Raw genomic sequence first — 19,016 nt, 5'->3', positions numbered from 1 at the left:
AAGCTCTTCGAGGCCAACGCCTACCGCGACTACCTCGAACTGCACGGCCTGTCCGTCCAGTTGGCCGAGGCCCTCGCCGAGTACTGGCACGCGCGGGTGCGCTCCGAACTCGGTTTCGGCGGCGAGGACCCGGCCGACATCGAGGACATGTTCGCCCTGAAGTACCGGGGCGCCCGCTTCTCCCTCGGCTACGGCGCCTGCCCCGAACTGGGGGACCGCGCCAAGATCGCGGACCTGCTGCAGCCGGAGCGGATCGGCGTCCACCTGTCCGAGGAGTTCCAGCTGCACCCCGAGCAGTCCACCGACGCGATCGTGATCCATCACCCGGAGGCGAAGTACTTCAACGCCCGCTGAGCCCTCCGGGGGTTTGGCCGTTGCCGCCCACCCGCCGTTGTGCGTCTCGTCCGTGCGCGAGTGCCGGCGGTGGTGGGCTGGTCGCGCCCACGCGGCGGAGCCGTATATCGACACAGCCCCGCGCCCCTGGGGAGCTGCCGTGCCGGCGGCCGCTGCGACCCTGACGGCGGCACGCCGACGGCCCTCTGGCCTGCGGCGAGGGTGATTTTCGGCATACCCCCGGACTCGAGTGATAAACGAGGCGCTTCGGGCGTCGGAGTCGTACACTGGTCGGTCCACTGCAGGCCGGTTCCCTGTCCGGGAACCGGCCTGATCGTCCCTCAAGGAGGTGCGCCCGGATGACCAGCACGGTCCCCGCGCTCGGAACCCTAACGGCCGAAGGCTCCGCCCTGCAGGCGGTGCTCCTCGACATGGACGGCACCCTGGTGGACACCGAGGGTTTCTGGTGGGACGTCGAGGTCGAGATCTTCGCCGCTCTCGGCCACACCCTGGACGACTCCTGGCGGCACGTCGTGGTCGGCGGACCCATGACCCGCAGCGCCGGCTTCCTCATCGAGGCCACCGGCGCCGACATCAGCCTCGCCGAACTCACCGCGCTGCTCAACGAGGGTTTCGAGGACCGCATCGGCCGTACCCTGCCGCTGATGCCGGGCGCCGCCCGCCTGCTCGCCGAACTCCACGAGCACGCCATCCCCACCGCCCTGGTCTCGGCCTCCCACCGGCGCATCATCGACCGCGTGCTGAGCGTGCTCGGACCGCACCACTTCGCCCTGTCCATCGCCGGCGACGAGGTGTCCCGCACCAAGCCCTTCCCCGACCCCTATCTGCTCGCCGCGGCGGGGCTCGGCGCACAGCCGGACAGATGCGCGGTGGTCGAGGACACCGCGACCGGTGTCGCCGCCGCCGAGGCCGCGGGCTGCCGGGTGGTCGCCGTACCCTCCGTCGCCCCCATCACCCCCGCCGCCGGGCGCACCGTGGTGACCTCTCTGGAAGAGGTCGACCTGCCATTTCTGCGCGGCCTGATGACGGAAATGCGCTAGCCGCTCACCCAGCGTGAAAAGTCTATTGGCCCGGTTGGACAAATTTCCGGGGAAGTACACCCGAGTGGAATTCACGGCCGGCCGCCCGGCCGAATTCCACTGACTCACCGCACAGTTGCAGGTGTGACGTTCGCCACCTTGACGGCCCTCGACAGCTCGGGTCGAGTGTGCTGAACGACCCTCTTCCGCCCGGAACGGCAGGTCTTTGTGTCCCGATTGATGGGAAGCTGCACTAATCCTGCCGCTGTCGGGTTTTCGGTGTGTCCGCACCCGGTTCCACTGCGTGATGGGAGGTGAACTCACGCAGCTGTGAACCCCCCTGCGAGCGCGGACTAATCTCGTCGCGAGAACATCGCAGCAACCCCCCGTGATCCGCCGCACCACCATGCATGCCGGATACACGGACCCGAACAGCTCTGGAGAAACTCCCGCATGAACCGCAAGACTTTGGTGCTGCCGGCCGTGGCCGGCCTGCTCACCCCGGTTCTCGCCGCGTGCGGCGGATCGGACAGCGGGAGCAAGAGCGGTGACGCCATCGTCGTCGGCACCACGGACCGGTTCACCGCCACCAGCGACGCCCCGGCTCCCCTCGACCCCGCCTACGCCTACGACGTCGGCACCTGGAACATCCTGCGTCAGACCGTGCAGACCCTGATGACGCAGCCCAGGGGCGAGGGCAACCCCGTAGCGGACGCCGCCGAGAGCTGCTCCTTCACCGACAGCGGCAGCGAACGCTACGCTTGCAAGCTCCGCGACGGCCTGGAGTTCGCGAGCGGCGACCCGGTCACCGCCCAGGACGTCAAGTTCTCCATCGAGCGTGCCCTGCGCCTGAAGTCGAGCAGCGGTGTGTCCTCCCTGCTGAACACCATCGACACCATCGAGACGCAGGGTGACCGCGAGGTCATCTTCCACCTCAAGACCGCCGACGCCACGTTCCCGTACAAGCTGTCCACCCCGGTCGCGGGCATCATCAACCCGAAGGACTACCAGAAGGACAAGCTGCGCGACGGCTTCGAGGTCGACGGCTCCGGCCCGTACACCTTCCACGCCGACGTCCAGGGCAACGCGATCACCAACGCCACCTTCACCAAGAATCCCAATTACAAGGGCTATTTCAAGGTGAACAACGGCGAGGTCGAGCTGCGCTCCTTCACCGACGCCGACGCCATGGGCGCCGCCATCGACAAGGGTGACATCGACGTCATGACCCGCACCATGGCGCCCGCCCAGATCCAGAAGCTGGACGCCGGCGGCGACGACAACGTCGACCTCGTCGACATGCCCGGCCTGGAAATCCGCTACCTGGCCTTCGACACCAACGCGTCCAGCGTGAAGTCCAAGGCCGTACGCCAGGCCATGGCCCAGCTCATCAACCGGGCGGAACTGGTCTCCAAGGTCTACGGCACCCAGGCCGAGCCGCTGTACTCGCTCGTCCCGGCCACCGTCACCGGCCACTCCAACTCGTTCTTCAACAAGTACGGCAACCCCAGCACCGCCAAGGCCAAGGACCTGCTGACCAAGGCCGGCATCACCACCCCGGTGAAGCTGACGCTGCACTACACCACCGACCACTACGGCTCCGCCACGAAGAAGGAGTTCGAGGTCCTGCAGCAGCAGCTCAACGACAGCGGCCTGTTCGACGCCTCCATCCAGGGCCACCCCTGGGAGACCTTCCGGCCCGCCGAGCAGAAGGGCCAGTACGACGTCTACGGCATGGGCTGGTTCCCCGACTTCCCCGACGCCGACAACTTCCTCGCACCCTTCCTCGACAAGGACAACTTCCTCGGCTCGCCGTACTCCAACAGCGCCATCCAGCGCACCCTGATCCCGCAGTCCCGCCGCGAGGCCGACCGGATCAACGCCGCCAAGAGCCTGACGGAGATCCAGGACACCGTCGCCGAGGACGTTCCGATCCTGCCGCTGTGGCAGGGCAAGCAGTACGTCGCCGCACGGAACGACATCACGGGCGTCGCCTACGCCCTCAACTCCTCCTCGACGCTTCAGCTGTGGGAGCTCGGCCGCGGTGTGAGCGGCTGATGGCTCTCTCCTCCGGGGGCCAGGGACGGCTGCCCCGGATAGCCCGGGGCCAGGACGGCGGCCCCGGGGTGACGAACCGACGACAAGGCACACGTAAGTGAATATGCGCAACCAGTGGCCAGTCCTGCCCATCGTGGCAGGGCTGGCCTCCGGCCTGTTGACCGGCTGCGGCTCAGGGTCCGGTGATTCCGGGGGTACCGGCTCCTCCGTGGTGATGGGGATGTCAGACGACGTCCTCGCCACGGACCCGGCCTCCGGCTACGACCCCGGGTCCTGGCTGTTGTTCGACAACGTCTTCCAGTCGCTGCTCAGCTTCCCCAAGGGCGCGACCGAACCCCAGCCCGAACTGGCCAGGGCATGCTCCTTCACCGACTCCCAGGCCACGGTCTACAAGTGCGAGCTGAAGGCCGGCCTGAAGTTCAGCAACGGTGACCCGCTCACCTCGAAGGACGTGAAGTTCTCCTTCGACCGCATGATGAAGATCAACGACCCCGCGGGGCCCGCGATCATGTTCCCGATGCTCGGCCGCATCGACACGCCGGACGCCAAGACGGTGGTCTTCCACCTGAAGTCCTCCGACGCCACCTTCCCCAGCAAGATCGCCTCCGGCGCCGGCTCCATCGTGGACCACAGCCAGTACGACGCGACCGGCCTGCGCCCCGACCACAAGGCCGTCGGCTCAGGCCCCTACAAGCTGGACTCCTTCGACAAGGACAAGGCCGTCTTCTCGGTCAACGGCAACTACAAGGGCACCGCCAAGGTCAAGAACTCCGGCGTCACCCTGAAGTTCTTCCACGGCGACCGCAGCACCCTGAAGAAGGCCCTCCTCGACGGCGACATCGACATCGCCTACCGAGGCCTGTCCGCCTCCGACGTCGCCGGCCTCGACCAGCAAAGCGGCAGCAAGGGCGTCGACGTCATCGAGGGCAGCAGCGCCGAAGTCCAGCACCTGGTCTTCAACATGAAGGACCCGGTCGCCGGAAAACTCGGCGTCCGCAAGGCCATGGCCTACCTCATCGACCGCGACGCCCTCATCAAGAACGTCTACCAGGGCACCGCCACCCCGCTGTACTCGATCATCCCGGCGGGCATCGTCGGCCACAACACCGCCTTCTTCGACACCTACGGCGCCCGCCCCTCGCAGGCCAAGGCCGCCCAGGCCCTGCACGCCGCCGGCATCACCGGCAAGGTCAAGCTCACCCTGTGGTCCACGCCGTCCCGCTACGGCCCCGCCACCGACGAAGAGCTGAAGGCCATCGCCGGCCAGCTCAACGCCAGCGGACTCTTCGACGCGGACGTGAAGTCCGTCGGCTTCGACCAGTACGAGAAGGACATCGCGGCCGGCAAGTACGGCGTCTACGTCAAGGGCTGGGTGCCCGACTACCCGGACGCCGACAACTTCACCGCGCCCTTCTTCGGCAAGGGCAACGTGCTGGACAACAACTACAGCAACCGCACCATCAGCGGCACGCTCATCCCCGACACCGCCGCGCAGAGCGACCGGGCCGCCACCGACAAGGACTTCGGAAGGCTGCAGAACATCGTCGCCGCCGAACTGCCCGTCCTGCCCGTCTGGCAGGCCAAGCAGTACGCGGTCGTCCGTGACGGCGTCTACGGCCTGGAGTACTGCCTGGACGCCTCCACGGTGTTCCGGTTCTGGGAACTCAGCAAGAGCTGAGCGCCACATAAGCACAGGGCGGTGTTTCCCCTCGGGAGGAAACACCGCCCTGTGAAACACCGCCCTGTGCCGTGTACGACGTCCTACTGTGCGCCCGGGCGCACCAGACCGCTCTCGTACGCGTACACCGCCGCCTGCACTCGGTCCCTCAGGCCCAGCTTCGTCAGCACGTGCCCCACATGCGTCTTCACAGTGGTCTCACTGACGAACAGGTCGGCGGCGATCTCCGCATTGGACAGGCCGCGCGCCACCAGCTTCAGCACCTCCACCTCACGGTCGGTGAGAGTGTTCAGCGTGTCCGGCACCGGCTCCTCGCCGGACGGCAGATGCGTGGCGTACTTGTCCAGCAGCCGACGCGTGATGCTCGGCGCCAGCATCGCCTCACCGGCCGCCACCACACGGATGGCCTGCACCAGTTCATTGGCGGGCGCGTCCTTCAACAGGAAGCCGCTGGCGCCGGCCCGCAGCGCCTCCACCACATACTCGTCCAGATCGAACGTGGTCAGCACCAGCACCTTCGCCGGACCGTCCCGTCCGGGCCCGGTGATCTGCCGGGTCGCCTCCACCCCGTCCATCCGCGGCATGCGGATATCCATCAGCACGACATCCGGCTGCAGGGCCCGCACCTGATCGAGGGCCTGCAGACCGTCACCGGCCTCGCCCACGACCGCGATGTCCTGCTCCGCCTCCAGGATCATCCGGAAACCCGTACGCAGCAGGGGCTGGTCGTCGACCAGTAGGACACGGATGGCCACGTGACACTCCTTCGCTAGTCCGGGCCCATTCTGCCCTGCGTCACACGCTCCGACTCGGCCGCCCTCACCGGCAACGGATACGGCGGGGGAGTGCCGCCGAACTCCGGGCAGTGTGCCTGGTGATCGCACCAGCCGCACAGCTTGGTCGGACGGGGCCGCCACTCCCCGGTCTCCGTGGCCTCCTTGATGGCGTCCCACAGCGCGTGCAGCTTGCGCTCCACCCGCTCGAGATCCGCGAGGACCGGGTCGTACGTCAGCACGTCCCCGCTGCCCAGATACACCAGCTGGAGCCGGCGCGGGATCACCCGCTTCAGCCGCCACACCACCAGCGCGTAGAACTTCATCTGGAACAGCGCGCCCTCGGAGTACTCCGGCCTCGGCGCCTTGCCCGTCTTGTAGTCGACGATCCGCACCTCACCGGTCGGCGCCACATCGACCCGGTCGATGATCCCGCGCAGCCGCAGCCCCGACTCCAGCTCGGTCTCCACGAACAGCTCCCGCTCGGCGGGCTCCAGACGCGTCGGATCCTCCAGCGTGAACCAGCGCTCCACGAGCCGCTCGGCCTCCTGAAGCCACCCGGCCAGCCGCTCCCCGTCCGGGTCGTCGGCGAACAGCTCCGTGACCTCCGGCCGGCTCTCCCGCAGCCGGTCCCACTGGCCCGGGATCAGCGCCTTGGCCCGGGGCGCGGTCCGCTCCGCAGCGGGCGCGTCGAACAGCCGCTCCAGCACCGCGTGCACCAGCGTGCCCCGGGTCGCCGCCGCACTCGGCTTCTCCGGCAGCCGGTCGATCACCCGGAACCGGTACAGCAACGGGCACTGCATGAAATCGCCGGCCCGGGACGGGGACAGCGAGCTGGGCGGGATCGCGACGCGCTCGGCGGCGGCATCGGGCTCGGCGGCATCGGGCTCGGCGGCGACTGCAGCCGCTATGGGCGTGGGTCGCGGCGCCTCGGTCTCTTCCGTCTGCTCGGTGGCGCCGCCCGGCAGGGCTCCCGGGTCCTCGATGCTGCTGTCCATGTCCACAGACCTTACGGCCCACCACTGACAGTGACCCAGCCGATGCTTGTGTTCGGCCGCCCGACCGTGGGGCAAACACAAGGGGTGCCGGGGCGAAACGCGCCACCACGGCCGCATACCATCGACCACAGACCCTTCCGTCCGGCAGGTACGGAAGACGCTTCGAACGAGGGGACACCGTGGACGTGAGCGGCGGGAGCGGGCAGCCGCGGTCCGGCAACGACGAGCCGGCCGAGCACCCCGCAGGTCCAACGGCCCCGGCGACCGGCCCCACCGACCACCCCGGCCCGGAGCCCCGGCCCCACACGCCCGGCGCGGACCCCCGCCAGGACAGCAAGGACGGGCACCCCGACGACGCCGAGAACACCACGGCATCGACCAGCCGACCACCGGCCCCGCGACCTGCCCAGGCCGACACGGACCCCACCGGGACCCCGGACCACCCCGACAGCACCGGCACGGGCAGCACCGGCACGGCCGACGGCTCGGACGACACCGGAGCAGACGCCCGCGCGGCCACTTCCGGCCCCGGCGACGACTCGGAAGCCCAAGGCACCCCCGGCGGGACAGGGACCACGGCCTCCAGCGGCGAGACGGACGCATCCCACACCAGCGACCCCGGCACCAGCGGCGCCCCGGACGACGAGAGGCCCACCGGCGGCTCGCCGGCTCCGAGCGGCGGCCCGGCGGCCACGGACCGCCGCACCACGACGGGCGGCGGCACCGGCGACCCGGACTCCCAGGTCCACGGCACCAGCGTCCCCTCCCAGGACAAGCCCGCCCCGCCCCACGACACGACCACCCCGCCCCACGACCACCGGTCCCTCGCCCACTCCGGTATCGCCAAGGGCGAGCCGCCGCAGCCCCGGCCCAAGGAACCGGGCGGAGGCATCCTCATGGGCCGCCCGTTCGGCGTGCCGGTCTACGTCGCACCCAGCTGGTTCCTCGTCGCCGCACTGATCACCTGGGTCTTCGGCGGCCAGCTGGACCGCGTGCTGCCCGAGCTGGGCGCCGCCCGCTACCTGGTCTCCCTGTTCTTCGCCGTCGCCTTCTACGCCTCCGTCCTGGTCCACGAGCTCGCCCACACCGTCGCCGCCATCCGCTTCAAGCTCCCGGTCCGCCGCATCCAGCTGCAGTTCTTCGGCGGTGTCTCCGAGATCGAGAAGGAGGCCGAGACCCCGGGCCGCGAGTTCGTCCTGGCCTTCGTCGGACCGCTGCTCTCACTCGTCCTCGCCGGGCTGTTCTACCTCGCCATGAAGCCCGTCGAGCCCGGCACCGTCCCCGGTGTCCTGCTGGCCGGCCTGATGGTCTCCAACCTCATCGTGGCGATCTTCAACCTCCTGCCCGGCCTGCCCCTCGACGGCGGCCGTATGCTCCGCGCCGTCGTCTGGAAAATCACCGGCAAACCCATGAGCGGCACCATCGCCGCCGCCTGGGTCGGCCGCGCCCTCGCCGTCGCCGTCCTGATCGGCCTGCCCCTGCTCAACCAGTCCGGCGCCCTCGGCGGCAACAACGACAACGTGAACGGCATGGACACCGTCACCGACGCCCTGCTCGCCGCCATCCTCGCCGCGATCATCTGGACCGGCGCCGGCAACAGCCTGCGCATGGCCCGCCTGCGCGAACACCTCCCCGAACTGCGCGCCCGCACCCTCACCCGCCGCGCCGTGCCCGTCCAGACCGACACCCCGCTCTCCGAGGCCCTGCGCCGCGCCAACGCCGCCGGCGCCCGCGCCCTCGTCGTCGTCGACGCCCACGGCAACCCCCTCTCCCTGGTCCGCGAGTCCGCCATCGTCGGCGTACCCGAACACCGCCGCCCCTGGGTAGCCGTCAGCGGCCTCGCCCAGGACCTCACCGACGGCATGCGCGTCTCCGCCGAACTGGCCGGGGAAGAACTCCTCGACGTCCTGCGCGCCACCCCCGCCACCGAGTACCTCGTGGTCGAGGAGACCGGCGAGATCTACGGCGTCCTGTCGGCAGCAGACGTGGAGCGGGCCTTCGTCAAGGCAATGGCAAGGCCCGCCTGAAGCGCCCCTTCAGGGGCGCGGGGAACTGTGCGCGCAGCCACGGACAACCCGCACCGTTCGCACGCACAGCCGCCCCCACCCCCTCCATCGGCCAAGCCCCCGGCAGGGACCCGGTACGCTGGTCACATGTCCGAACCGACCGGTGCCGCCCGCCGTCGCGGGCCCTTCAAGGTCGGGGACCAGGTACAGCTGACCGACCCCAAGGGCCGCCACTACACGTTCACGCTCGAAGCCGGGAAGAACTTCCACACCCACAAGGGTTCCTTCCCGCACGACGAACTGATCGGCGCTCCCGAGGGCAGCGTTGTCCGCACGACCGGCAACGTCGCCTACCTCGCGCTGCGCCCCCTGCTCCCCGACTACGTCCTGTCCATGCCCCGCGGGGCAGCCGTCGTCTACCCGAAGGACGCGGGGCAGATCCTCGCCTTCGCCGACATCTTCCCCGGCGCACGCGTCGTGGAAGCCGGCGTCGGCTCCGGCTCGCTCAGCAGCTTCCTGCTGCGCGCCATCGGCGACCAGGGCATGCTGCACTCCTACGAGCGCCGCGAGGACTTCGCCGAGATCGCGCAAGCGAACGTCGAGCGCTACTTCGGCGGCCCCCACCCCGCCTGGCAGCTCACCGTCGGCGACCTCCAGGACAACCTGTCCGACACCGACGTCGACCGCGTCATCCTCGACATGCTCGCCCCCTGGGAATGCCTCGAGGCCGTCTCCAAGGCACTCGTCCCCGGCGGCATCCTGTGCTGCTACGTGGCCACCACCACCCAGCTCGCCCGGACCGTGGAGTCCATCCGGGAGATCGGCTGCTTCAACGAGCCGACCGCCTGGGAAACCATGATCCGCAACTGGCACATCGAGGGCCTGGCCGTCCGCCCCGACCACCGCATGATCGGCCACACCGGCTTCCTGCTCACCGCCCGCCGCCTCGCCGACGGCGTCGAGCCGCCCATGCGCCGCCGCCGCCCCGCCAAGGGCGCCTACGGCGAGGACTACGCCGGCCCCAACGCCGACGGCGGCGCCGGCCGCTGACCGGCCCGCACAGAACACACAACCCCCCGCACAGAACACAACGCAACGGCGCCGTGCCCGAGTTCCCGCCCACCCGGGGGAACTCGCGCACGGCGCCCGTCCGTTGACAGCACACCAGGGCTCCCCACCGCACGGCCCGTACGCCCGCCACGCGCGCGCGGCGCCCGCCTGCGGAAATACCGGACCCCGCCGTTCCCCCGCACTGTGACGTGTGGCACCATGCTGGCCACCCCACCGGCACAGCCCTCACAGGAGACACTCCTAGTGCAGCAATCCGCCGTTCCGGAGCTCGCCCACACCCACACCCGGCCCATCCACTGGGTCGCCACCGCCACGGCCGTCGCCGGCGTCGTAGCCCTCTCCTCCGTCGTACAGCCCGGATCGGCCACGGCCGCCCAGGCCGCCGGCGGCACGCAGAACAAGTCCGCCCCCGCCGCCGTCGCACCCCCCGGCACCACAGGCGTCGACTTCCCCCTGCAATGCGGACCCGTGAAAGCCGTCGTCGCCAAGAAAGCCAGCGGAGACCTCGACGGCGACGGCAGACCGGAAACCGTCGCCGTCGTGCACTGCGACTCCGCCATGGGCACCCCGCCCGACGGCGTCTACGTCCTCACCCGCTCCACCGACAGCGCCACGCCACGCGTCGGCGCCACCCTCGTCGACCCCAAGGACCGGCTCACCGTCACCGACTTCTCCCTGCGCGCGGGCACGGTCGCCGCCACCCTGCTCGGCTACTCCTCCGACGCCGTCCCCAACTGCTGCCCCGACCTGAAGACCCCGGCCACATGGCACTGGAACGGCAACGTGTTCATCCGCTCCACCACCGACTCCGCCCACAGCGTCTGACCCCGGGCCCGACGTCTGCCCCCGGGCCCGGCCGGACTCACTCCGCGTCGGGCCCGTACACCTCGACCCTGTCCGAAACCCGGCGCACATGAATGCACTCGCCGGGACACTCCCGCGCCGAGTCCACCACATCCACCAGCAACGGCAGCGGCACCGGCACCGTCGCCCCCACGTCCTGCAGCAGCTCCTCGTCCGCGCCCTTCACATAGGCCAGCCCGTCGATGTCCAGCTCGAACACCTCAGGGGCATACTGGGCGCAGATCCCGTCACCGGTACACAGATCCTGGTCGATCCAGACCTCCAGCGCCTCCCCGCCCGGGGCCTCCTGCTGCACGGTCACCTCTCCTGCCGTCGAATGCGCCGGACGAAACCGGCCACCGTCAGGGCCAGCCGGGTCCGCTCCAGCGGCTGTTGAACACCCCCGACCCTACCTCCGCCCGCATTCCAGCCGTCCTCCACCACCACGGGGTTTCCGCCCCCGCCGACCCGGGTACCAGCGCCCGACCAGCAGTCCCACCCGGGAACGACACACATCACCCCGGGACCGACCATTTCAAGCCGGGCCGGCGGTGACACCCCCCGCCCGGACCGTCGCTCTGCGTGATGACCGTACGAGCGCCCTGAGGGCTGCCCGCCTCCACACCGATACAGCCCGGAACAGACAACTCCGGCCGCTCCCGAAGGGATTCGACCACGCCATGCCCGGAACAAGCCGCTTCCACATCACGTTGAGTGGGTATCCCCTCCGTGCGAGGGAGAGCGCACCGGGTGACCGACGACACACCTTGACAGTCTTGGTGATCTAGGGGTTTCAATCGACACCCACCCAGGTAGGGTCTGGAAGCGTCCAGCTCCCCTTGGAGGAGGTGAGGACCGTGGCAGCCCACGACGACGACATGAACCGCGGCATCCGCCCGGGACGAGGGTCCGACGACCCGGCCGGGCAGATCGCCTACCTTGAGCAGGAGATCGCCGTCCTGCGACGTAAGCTCGCCGACTCTCCGCGACACACGAGGATTCTCGAAGAGCGGATCGTCGAGCTGCAGACCAACCTGGCCGGCGTGTCCGCCCAGAACGAACGGCTGGCCAACACCCTCCGCGAGGCCCGCGACCAGATCGTGGCCCTCAAGGAAGAGGTCGACCGGCTCGCCCAGCCACCGGCCGGCTTCGGAGTCTTCCTGCAAGCCAACGAAGACGGCACCGCCGACATCTTCACCGGCGGCCGCAAACTCCGGGTGAACGTCAGCCCGAGCGTCGACCTCGACGACCTCAGGCGCGGCCAGGAAGTCATGCTCAACGAAGCGCTCAACGTGGTCGAAGCCATGGAGTACGAGCGCGTCGGCGACATCGTCACCCTCAAGGAAATCCTCGAGGATGGCGAGCGCGCCCTCGTACTGGGCCACACCGACGAGGAACGGGTGGTACGGCTCGCCGAGCCGCTGCTGGACGTCACCATCCGCCCCGGCGACGCCCTCCTGCTCGAACCCCGCTCCGGCTACGTCTACGAGGTCGTACCCAAGAGCGAGGTCGAAGAGCTCGTCCTCGAAGAGGTCCCCGACATCGGCTACGAAGCCATCGGCGGCCTGGGCAACCAGATCGAAGCCATCCGCGACGCGGTCGAGCTGCCCTACCTCTACCCCGACCTCTTCAAGGAGCACGAGCTGCGCCCACCCAAGGGCGTCCTGCTCTACGGCCCCCCCGGATGCGGCAAGACCCTCATCGCCAAGGCCGTCGCGAACTCACTCGCCAAGAAGGTCGCCGAGGTCACCGGCCAAGCCGCCGGCAAGAGCTTCTTCCTCAACATCAAGGGCCCCGAGCTCCTCAACAAGTACGTCGGCGAGACCGAGCGGCAGATCCGCCTCGTCTTCCAGCGTGCCCGTGAGAAGGCCAGCGAGGGCACACCCGTCATCGTCTTCTTCGACGAGATGGAATCCCTCTTCCGCACCCGAGGCTCCGGCGTCAGTTCCGACGTGGAAAACACCATCGTCCCGCAGCTGCTCGCCGAGATCGACGGCGTGGAAGGCCTGCAGAACGTGGTCGTCATCGGCGCCTCCAACCGCGAGGACATGATCGACCCCGCCATCCTCCGCCCCGGCCGACTCGACGTGAAGATCAAGATCGAGCGTCCCGACGCCGAGGCCGCCAAGGACATCTTCGGCAAGTACCTCACCGAACGCCTCCCGCTGCACGCCGACGACCTCGGCGAACACGGCGGCGACAAGGCCACCACCGTCCAGAGCATGATCCAGACGGCGGTCGAGCAGATGTACGCCGAATCCGAGGAGAACCGCTTCCTGGAAGTCACCTACGCCAACGGCGACAAGGAAGTCCTCTACTTCAAGGACTTCAACTCCGGCGCCATGATCGAGAACATCGTCGGACGCGCCAAGAAAATGGCGATCAAGGACTTCCTCGAAAAGAGCCAGAAGGGCCTCCGCGTCTCCCACCTCCTCCAGGCCTGCGTGGACGAGTTCAAGGAGAACGAAGACCTCCCCAACACCACCAACCCCGACGACTGGGCCCGCATCTCCGGAAAGAAGGGCGAACGGATCGTCTACATCCGCACCCTCATCACCGGAAAACAGGGCGCAGACACCGGACGCTCCATCGACACGGTGGCGAACACCGGTCAGTACCTGTAACAGCAGGGCGGCTGCGGGTGCCCTCACCGGGTACCCGCAGCCCTTGCGTTTTCAGGCCACGACCGGAGCAGCCAATGACGCAAATGATCTCCCCACCAGCGCAAAGGCGTTCTAGGCTCGTTCCTACCGCCGAGTCGCGCAGTGCGGGAACGGGCACCGCACACGCACCGGAGCGCCAGCGGTACTTGAGCGGCGCCCACGACCGAGGGTGCCGCCCGGCAAGGAGGGCCGCATGACCGTACGGCGAGTAATGGGCATCGAGACGGAGTACGGCATCTCCGTCCCCGGCCACCCCAACGCCAATGCCATGCTCACCTCGTCCCAGATCGTCAACGCCTACGCCGCGGCGATGCACCGGGCCCGCCGGGCCCGCTGGGACTTCGAGGAGGAGAACCCGCTACGGGACGCGCGAGGCTTCGACCTCGCCCGGGAGGCCGCCGACGCCAGCCAGCTCACCGACGAGGACATCGGCCTCGCCAACGTGATCCTCACCAACGGCGCGCGACTCTACGTCGACCACGCCCACCCCGAATACAGCGCCCCCGAGGTCACCAACCCCCGCGACGCCGTCCTCTGGGACAAGGCCGGCGAACGGATCATGGCAGAAGCGGCGGAGCGAGCGGCCCAGCTCCCCGGCGCCCAGCCCATCCACCTCTACAAGAACAACACCGACAACAAGGGCGCCAGCTACGGCACACACGAGAACTACCTGATGAAGCGGGAAACCCCCTTCTCGGACATCGTGCGCCACCTCACCCCCTTCTTCGTCTCCCGCCAGGTCTTCGCAGGCGCCGGCCGCGTCGGCATCGGCCAGGACGGCCACGAACACGGCTTCCAGATCAGCCAGCGCGCCGACTACTTCGAAGTCGAGGTCGGCCTCGAAACGACGCTGAAGCGCCCCATCATCAATACGAGGGACGAACCGCACGCGGACGCGGAGAAATACCGCCGCCTGCACGTGATCATCGGCGACGCGAACCTCTCCGAGATCTCGACGTACCTCAAGCTGGGCACGACCTCCCTGGTCCTGGCCATGATCGAAGACGGCTTCATCGCCGTGGACCTCGCGGTCGACCAGCCGGTACGGACGCTGCACCAGGTCTCGCACGACCCGTCACTCAAGCGCCTGGTCACCCTGCGCAGCGGCCGCACACTCACCGCCGTCCAGCTCCAGATGGAGTACTACGAGCTCTCCCGCAAATACGTGGAAGAACGCTACGGCGCGGACGCCGACGAACAGACCAAGGACGTCCTGACCCGCTGGGAAGACACTCTCACCAGGCTCGAGAACGAACCCATGAGCCTCGCCGGCGAACTGGACTGGGTCGCCAAACGGGAACTCATGGAGGGCTACCGACGCCGCGACAGCCTCGACTGGGACGCCGCCCGCCTCCACCTCGTCGACCTCCAGTACGCCGACGTACGCCCCGAGAAGGGCCTCTACAACCGCCTCGTCGCCCGCGGCCGCATCAAGCGCCTCCTCGACGAGACAGACGTCGAGCGAGCCATGACGAGGCCGCCGGAGGACACACGCGCCTACTTCCGCGGCCGCTGCCTGGAGCAATACGCCGACGACGTCGCCGCGGCGAGCTGGGACTCGGTCATTTTCGACCTCCCCGGCCGGGATTCACTGCAGCGCGTTCCAACCCTGGAACCGCTACGCGGAACGCGAAATCACGTCAAAGAACTGCTGGACCGCTGCCGCACCGCGGAAGACCTGGTCAGGGTCCTGTCAGGCGGCTGAGCGGGCCAGGGGGGTACTCGGTGCGGCCCCGGCGGTCAGGGTGGAAATCCCGCCGCCCGGGAATCATCGAGGTGGCCCCCGTACGTTGGAGAAACTGCGGGGCCGATGTCGGACCCGGCTTGTAGGGTCTGATCATCACCGATCGGCAGGCGAACTGAGCGGGGTGAGGGTTATGGCAACCAAGGACACGGGCGGCGGCCAGCAGAAGGCGACGCGCGCGACCGAAGAGGTCGAGGAGCAGGCGCAGGACGCGCAGGCTTCGGAGGACCTCAAGGAGCGGCACGAGAAGCTGAGCGATGACGTGGACTCCGTCCTCGATGAAATCGACGATGTCCTCGAGGAGAATGCCGAGGACTTCGTTCGGTCATTCGTTCAGAAGGGTGGAGAATAGTAGCTTCCATCTTCGAATCGAAGGAAGCTGTCGGGGGTGGGCTTGGAAAGCGGAGAAGGTGCGAAGCGCTGCTCGCGGTGCAAGCAGCACAAGCCGCAGGCAGCGTTCGCGCGAAACAAAGCCATGCGTGACGGGCTGCAGGCCTACTGCCGTGAGTGCTGGGCGGGGTACCACCAGGCCCGTCAGCTGGCAAAGGGCAAGAACGTCAGGCCGCGTGTGGAGACGCCGGAAGGTCACAAGTTCTGTCGGAGTTGCGGGGAGGTCAAGCCGCACAGTGAGTGGCATCGCAACTCAACCGCGTCCGACGGCCTGTGCACGAGTTGCAAGGCGTGCCGTGCAACGAAGGGGCGAGCTGATCACCTGAAGCGCACCTACGGCCTCACCGAAGCCGAGCATGACGCGATGATCGCCTCTCAGCGGGGCCTCTGCGCGATCTGCCTGGCCGCCCCTCCCGCGCATGTGGATCACTGCCACAAGACGGGTAGGGTCCGAGGCGTACTGTGCTTCAACTGCAACTCGGCCATCGGCAAGTTGGGTGACAACCCCGACGCCGTGCGCCGGGCCGCAGCCTATCTGGAAGGAAACTTGTGGAAGCCAATACTCGTGGCACCGGGCGTCTACCAGCTGCCTTCCTGACGCCAGGGTCCTCCTCCTTCATGGACTTCCTGTCCGAGCACCAGCCCGAGATGTTGCCGGGCAACCGGCAGCTGCCGCCCACGCAGGGCGTGATCGAGGCGCCCCACGGCACCACCATCGTCGCCACGACCTTCCCGGGCGGCGTGGTGCTGGCCGGTGACCGTCGGGCCACCATGGGCAACGTCATCGCGCAGCGGGACATCGAGAAGGTGTTCCCGGCGGACGAGTACTCCGCCGTCGGTATCGCGGGTACCGCCGGTCTCGCCGTGGAGATGGTGAAGCTCTTCCAGCTGGAGCTGGAGCACTTCGAGAAGGTCGAGGGTGCTCAGCTGTCGCTGGAGGGCAAGGCGAACCGGTTGTCGACGATGATCCGGTCGAACCTGGGCATGGCGATGCAGGGGCTGGCTGTCGTCCCGCTCTTCGCGGGGTACGACCTGGACCGGGAGAAGGGGCGCATCTTCTCCTACGACGTCACGGGCGGCCGTAGCGAGGAGCACAACTTCGCGGCCACCGGCTCCGGCTCGATCTTCGCGCGTGGTGCGATGAAGAAGTTGTTCCGTGACGATCTGACCGAGGAGCAGGCGACCACGCTGGTGGTGCAGGCGCTCTATGACGCGGCTGACGACGACTCGGCGACCGGTGGTCCCGATGTCGCCCGCCGGATCTACCCGATCATCACCGTGATCACCGAGGACGGCTTCCGCCGGCTCACCGAGGACGAGGCGTCCGAGCTGTCCCGCGCGGTGCTCCAGCGCCGCTTGGAGGAGCCCGACGGTCCCAAGGCCGCGCTGCTCTGAGCGCGGGCCCCGGTTCTTATCAAGGTGATCCAGTGACCATGACAGAAAGGGACGGATAACCGGTGTCGACGCCGTTCTATGTCTCACCCCAGCAGGCGATGGCCGACCGGGCGGAGTATGCCCGGAAGGGGATCGCCCGTGGCCGCAGTCTGGTGGTCATGCAGTTTGCCGACGGCATCGTGTTCGTCGGTGAGAACCCGTCCCGTGCGCTGCACAAGTTCAGCGAGATCTATGACCGGATCGGTTTCGCGGCGGCCGGTAAGTACAACGAGTACGAGAACCTGCGGATCGGTGGTGTCCGTTACGCCGACCTGCGTGGTTACACCTATGACCGTGATGATGTGACCGCTCGTGGTCTCGCCAACGTCTATGCCCAGACGCTGGGCACGATCTTCTCTTCGGCGGCGGAGAAGCCGTACGAGGTGGAGCTGGTCGTGGCCGAGGTGGGGGAGACCCCGGAGGGTGACCAGATCTATCGGTTGCCGCATGACGGTTCGATCGTGGACGAGCATGGCTCGGTCGCGGTGGGTGGCAATGCGGAGCAGATCAGCAGCTTCCTGGATCAGCGTCACCGTGATGGTATGACGCTGGCGGAGGCGCTGAAGCTGGCCGTGCAGGCTCTGTCCCGTGACACCAATGGCAGTGAGCGGGAGATTCCCGCGGAGCGTCTTGAGGTGGCGGTGCTGGACCGTACGCGTCCGCAGAAGCGCAAGTTCAAGCGCATTGTCGGGCGTCAGCTGTCGCGTCTGCTGGCGGCGGAGGGTGCGGCGTCGCAGGCGGAGAGTTCCGAGGAGGACGACTCCGAGGAGGAGTGACTTCCGGGGGTGACTTCCGAGGGGGAGTGACCTCCGCCTCCGAGGGGGGCGAACCCTGTCACCCCCGATCGTCCGTTCTCGTGTGCCCCGGCCGTTCTTCCGGCCGGGGCGCACGGCGTTCGGGTGCGTCTGCGCGGGCCGGAGCGCCTAGGCGGCCTGGGGTGGGGCTGTGGAGCCTCGGACGACCAGTTGGACCGGGATGTCCCCGCTCTGGGGCTGCCGGCCCTCCAGGACGGCCAGCAGGGCCCGCATGCCGCGTTCGCCGAAGAGCTCGGCGTCGAGTCGTACGGTGGTCAGTTCCGGGTCGATGGCGGTGGCCAGTCCGAGGTCGTCGACGCCGGTGACCGATACGTCGTCGGGGACGCGCAGGCCGAGGCGGCGCAGGGCTTTGTAGGCGCCGGCGGCGAGTTTGTCGTCGTCGCAGACCACGGCGGTGGGCCGGGGGCCTGGTGTGGCCATCGCGGTTTCGGTGGCGGTCAGCGCGCCTTCGATGGAGATCGGTGCCCGGGCGGTGTGCAGTTCCGCTCCGGGTACGGCGGCGATGCGTGCCGAGAGTTCCCTTGCGCGGACTTCGAAGGTCCAGGAGGGGATGTCGGCGGCCAGGTGCAGGATCCGGCGGTGGCCGAGGTCCAGCAGGTGTTCGGTGACCTGGCGGAAGCCGTCGGCGATGTCGAGGTTGACGGTGGCGGCGCCCAGGCTGCCTTCGGGGTCGCTGTCGAGCATCACGAGTGGCAGCTGGTCGCCGTGGATCGCGGTGAGGGCGTCGGCGGCCATGGAGGAGGCGATGACGCCGTCCAGGGCGGCTTGTGCGGAGGCGAAGGGGTCGCGGGCGGGGCCGATGCCTTCGGGGGAGGGGTAGAGGACGACGCCGAAGCCGTTCTCGGCGGCGACGCGTGCGGCGCCGGTGTAGACGCCGGCGAAGAATTCGGTCGTCAGGGCGGGTACGACGAGCAGGACGGTCCGGGTGCGGCCGAGGCGCAGGTTGCGGGCGGCGAGGTTGGGGCGGTAGCCGAGTTCGCGTGCGGCGTCGCGGACTCGTTCGGCGGTGGTTGCGGAGACTCGGCCGCGCCATTTGTCGCCCAGGACGAGGGAGACGGCGGCCTGGGAGACCCCGGCTGCCTGGGCGACGTCCCGGCTGGTCGGGCGCGTGCTGCTGCGTGCCACCGTGGGCCTGCCTCTTCGTCTGGACGTCTGAACAGCGCACATGGT

General features: G+C 68.7%; 17 protein-coding genes. 13 read left to right on the top strand and 4 right to left on the bottom strand.

The features are described from left to right. The 4 genes from ACWC0C_RS37925 to ACWC0C_RS37910 all read left to right on the top strand — a co-directional run. The coding region (locus tag ACWC0C_RS37925) for a vitamin B12 dependent-methionine synthase activation domain-containing protein (protein WP_450868888.1) at window positions 1-354 on the top strand (354 nt) is incomplete at its 5' end. A 338-nt stretch (window positions 355-692) separates the two neighbouring features. After that, the gene (locus tag ACWC0C_RS37920; protein WP_450868887.1) at window positions 693-1,394 is read left to right on the top strand and encodes an HAD family hydrolase; all 702 of its coding nucleotides are present in this window, start codon (window positions 693-695) and stop codon (window positions 1,392-1,394) included. Window positions 1,395-1,826: 432 nt separating this feature from the next. Beyond that, complete coding sequence (locus tag ACWC0C_RS37915; protein WP_450868886.1) at window positions 1,827-3,431, top strand: ABC transporter substrate-binding protein; 1,605 nt, start codon at window positions 1,827-1,829, stop codon at window positions 3,429-3,431. 97 nt (window positions 3,432-3,528) lie between these two features. Beyond that, window positions 3,529-5,109: an ABC transporter substrate-binding protein gene (locus tag ACWC0C_RS37910; RefSeq protein WP_450868885.1), complete on the top strand. Its 1,581-nt coding sequence runs from the start codon at window positions 3,529-3,531 to the stop codon at window positions 5,107-5,109. Between the two features lie 83 nt (window positions 5,110-5,192). Here the strand turns inward: ACWC0C_RS37910 and ACWC0C_RS37905 are convergent, their stop codons facing one another. After that, window positions 5,193-5,864, bottom strand: coding sequence for a response regulator (locus ACWC0C_RS37905; protein WP_449202223.1), 672 nt, complete (start codon window positions 5,862-5,864; stop codon window positions 5,193-5,195). Window positions 5,865-5,878: 14 nt separating this feature from the next. Beyond that, entirely contained in the window at window positions 5,879-6,880 is a 1,002-nt protein-coding gene (locus ACWC0C_RS37900; protein WP_450868883.1) for a RecB family exonuclease, read from the bottom strand. 179 nt (window positions 6,881-7,059) lie between these two features. On the opposite strand from ACWC0C_RS37900, the gene ACWC0C_RS37895 reads away from it, so the two are divergent. The 3 genes from ACWC0C_RS37895 (at window position 7,060) to ACWC0C_RS37885 (ending at window position 10,782) form a co-directional block, all read left to right on the top strand. Continuing rightward, entirely contained in the window at window positions 7,060-8,907 is a 1,848-nt protein-coding gene (locus ACWC0C_RS37895) for a site-2 protease family protein (RefSeq protein ID WP_450868881.1), read from the top strand. 126 nt (window positions 8,908-9,033) lie between these two features. Next, on the top strand, window positions 9,034-9,936 hold the full coding sequence (locus tag ACWC0C_RS37890; RefSeq protein WP_184971000.1) for a tRNA (adenine-N1)-methyltransferase: 903 nt from the start codon (window positions 9,034-9,036) through the stop codon (window positions 9,934-9,936). Window positions 9,937-10,200: 264 nt separating this feature from the next. Continuing rightward, window positions 10,201-10,782 carry a hypothetical protein gene (locus tag ACWC0C_RS37885; protein WP_450868880.1) on the top strand — a complete coding sequence of 194 codons (582 nt, stop codon included), beginning with the start codon at window positions 10,201-10,203 and terminating at the stop codon, window positions 10,780-10,782. A gap of 37 nt (window positions 10,783-10,819) precedes the next feature. Here the strand turns inward: ACWC0C_RS37885 and ACWC0C_RS37880 are convergent, their stop codons facing one another. Continuing rightward, window positions 10,820-11,122 (bottom strand): ferredoxin, encoded by a 303-nt coding sequence (locus ACWC0C_RS37880; protein WP_450868878.1) that lies wholly within the window; start codon window positions 11,120-11,122, stop codon window positions 10,820-10,822. Window positions 11,123-11,657: 535 nt separating this feature from the next. Between ACWC0C_RS37880 and arc the strand changes: the two genes are divergently transcribed. The 6 genes from arc to prcA all read left to right on the top strand — a co-directional run bounded on the left by arc (window position 11,658) and on the right by prcA (window position 17,807). After that, a complete protein-coding gene (gene arc, locus ACWC0C_RS37875) occupies window positions 11,658-13,424 on the top strand; it encodes a proteasome ATPase (RefSeq protein WP_449200394.1) in 1,767 nt (588 codons plus the stop codon). Window positions 13,425-13,656: 232 nt separating this feature from the next. Continuing rightward, window positions 13,657-15,168 (top strand): depupylase/deamidase Dop, encoded by a 1,512-nt coding sequence (dop, locus tag ACWC0C_RS37870; protein WP_449200393.1) that lies wholly within the window; start codon window positions 13,657-13,659, stop codon window positions 15,166-15,168. 172 nt (window positions 15,169-15,340) lie between these two features. Next, the gene (locus ACWC0C_RS37865) at window positions 15,341-15,559 is read left to right on the top strand and encodes a ubiquitin-like protein Pup (protein ID WP_153544461.1); all 219 of its coding nucleotides are present in this window, start codon (window positions 15,341-15,343) and stop codon (window positions 15,557-15,559) included. A gap of 42 nt (window positions 15,560-15,601) precedes the next feature. Then, complete coding sequence (locus ACWC0C_RS37860) at window positions 15,602-16,195, top strand: endonuclease VII domain-containing protein (protein WP_450868890.1); 594 nt, start codon at window positions 15,602-15,604, stop codon at window positions 16,193-16,195. After that, a complete protein-coding gene (prcB, locus tag ACWC0C_RS37855; RefSeq protein WP_450868876.1) occupies window positions 16,147-16,992 on the top strand; it encodes a proteasome subunit beta in 846 nt (281 codons plus the stop codon). The genes ACWC0C_RS37860 and prcB overlap by 49 nt, the downstream gene beginning before the upstream one ends. A gap of 62 nt (window positions 16,993-17,054) precedes the next feature. Further along, a complete protein-coding gene (gene prcA, locus ACWC0C_RS37850) occupies window positions 17,055-17,807 on the top strand; it encodes a proteasome subunit alpha (protein ID WP_449200391.1) in 753 nt (250 codons plus the stop codon). Window positions 17,808-17,954: 147 nt separating this feature from the next. On the opposite strand, the gene ACWC0C_RS37845 is transcribed toward prcA, so the two are convergent. After that, entirely contained in the window at window positions 17,955-18,971 is a 1,017-nt protein-coding gene (locus tag ACWC0C_RS37845; RefSeq protein WP_450868875.1) for a LacI family DNA-binding transcriptional regulator, read from the bottom strand. Between the last annotated feature and the right edge of the window lie 45 nt (window positions 18,972-19,016).

The organism is Streptomyces sp. NPDC001709 (genome assembly GCF_053596375.1).
This window is presented reverse-complemented; position numbering and strand designations above follow the sequence as displayed.

Excerpts from the sequence above, each read along its gene's own strand:
- ACWC0C_RS37920 (WP_450868887.1), top strand. The coding sequence starts at position 693 with ATGACCAGCACGGTCCCCGCGCTCGGAACCCTAACGGCCGAAGGCTCC.
- ACWC0C_RS37915 (WP_450868886.1), top strand. The coding sequence starts at position 1,827 with ATGAACCGCAAGACTTTGGTGCTGCCGGCCGTGGCCGGCCTGCTCACC.
- ACWC0C_RS37900 (WP_450868883.1), bottom strand. The coding sequence starts at position 6,880 with ATGGACAGCAGCATCGAGGACCCGGGAGCCCTGCCGGGCGGCGCCACC.
- ACWC0C_RS37890 (WP_184971000.1), top strand. The coding sequence starts at position 9,034 with ATGTCCGAACCGACCGGTGCCGCCCGCCGTCGCGGGCCCTTCAAGGTC.
- dop (WP_449200393.1), top strand. The coding sequence starts at position 13,657 with ATGACCGTACGGCGAGTAATGGGCATCGAGACGGAGTACGGCATCTCC.
- ACWC0C_RS37865 (WP_153544461.1), top strand. The coding sequence starts at position 15,341 with ATGGCAACCAAGGACACGGGCGGCGGCCAGCAGAAGGCGACGCGCGCG.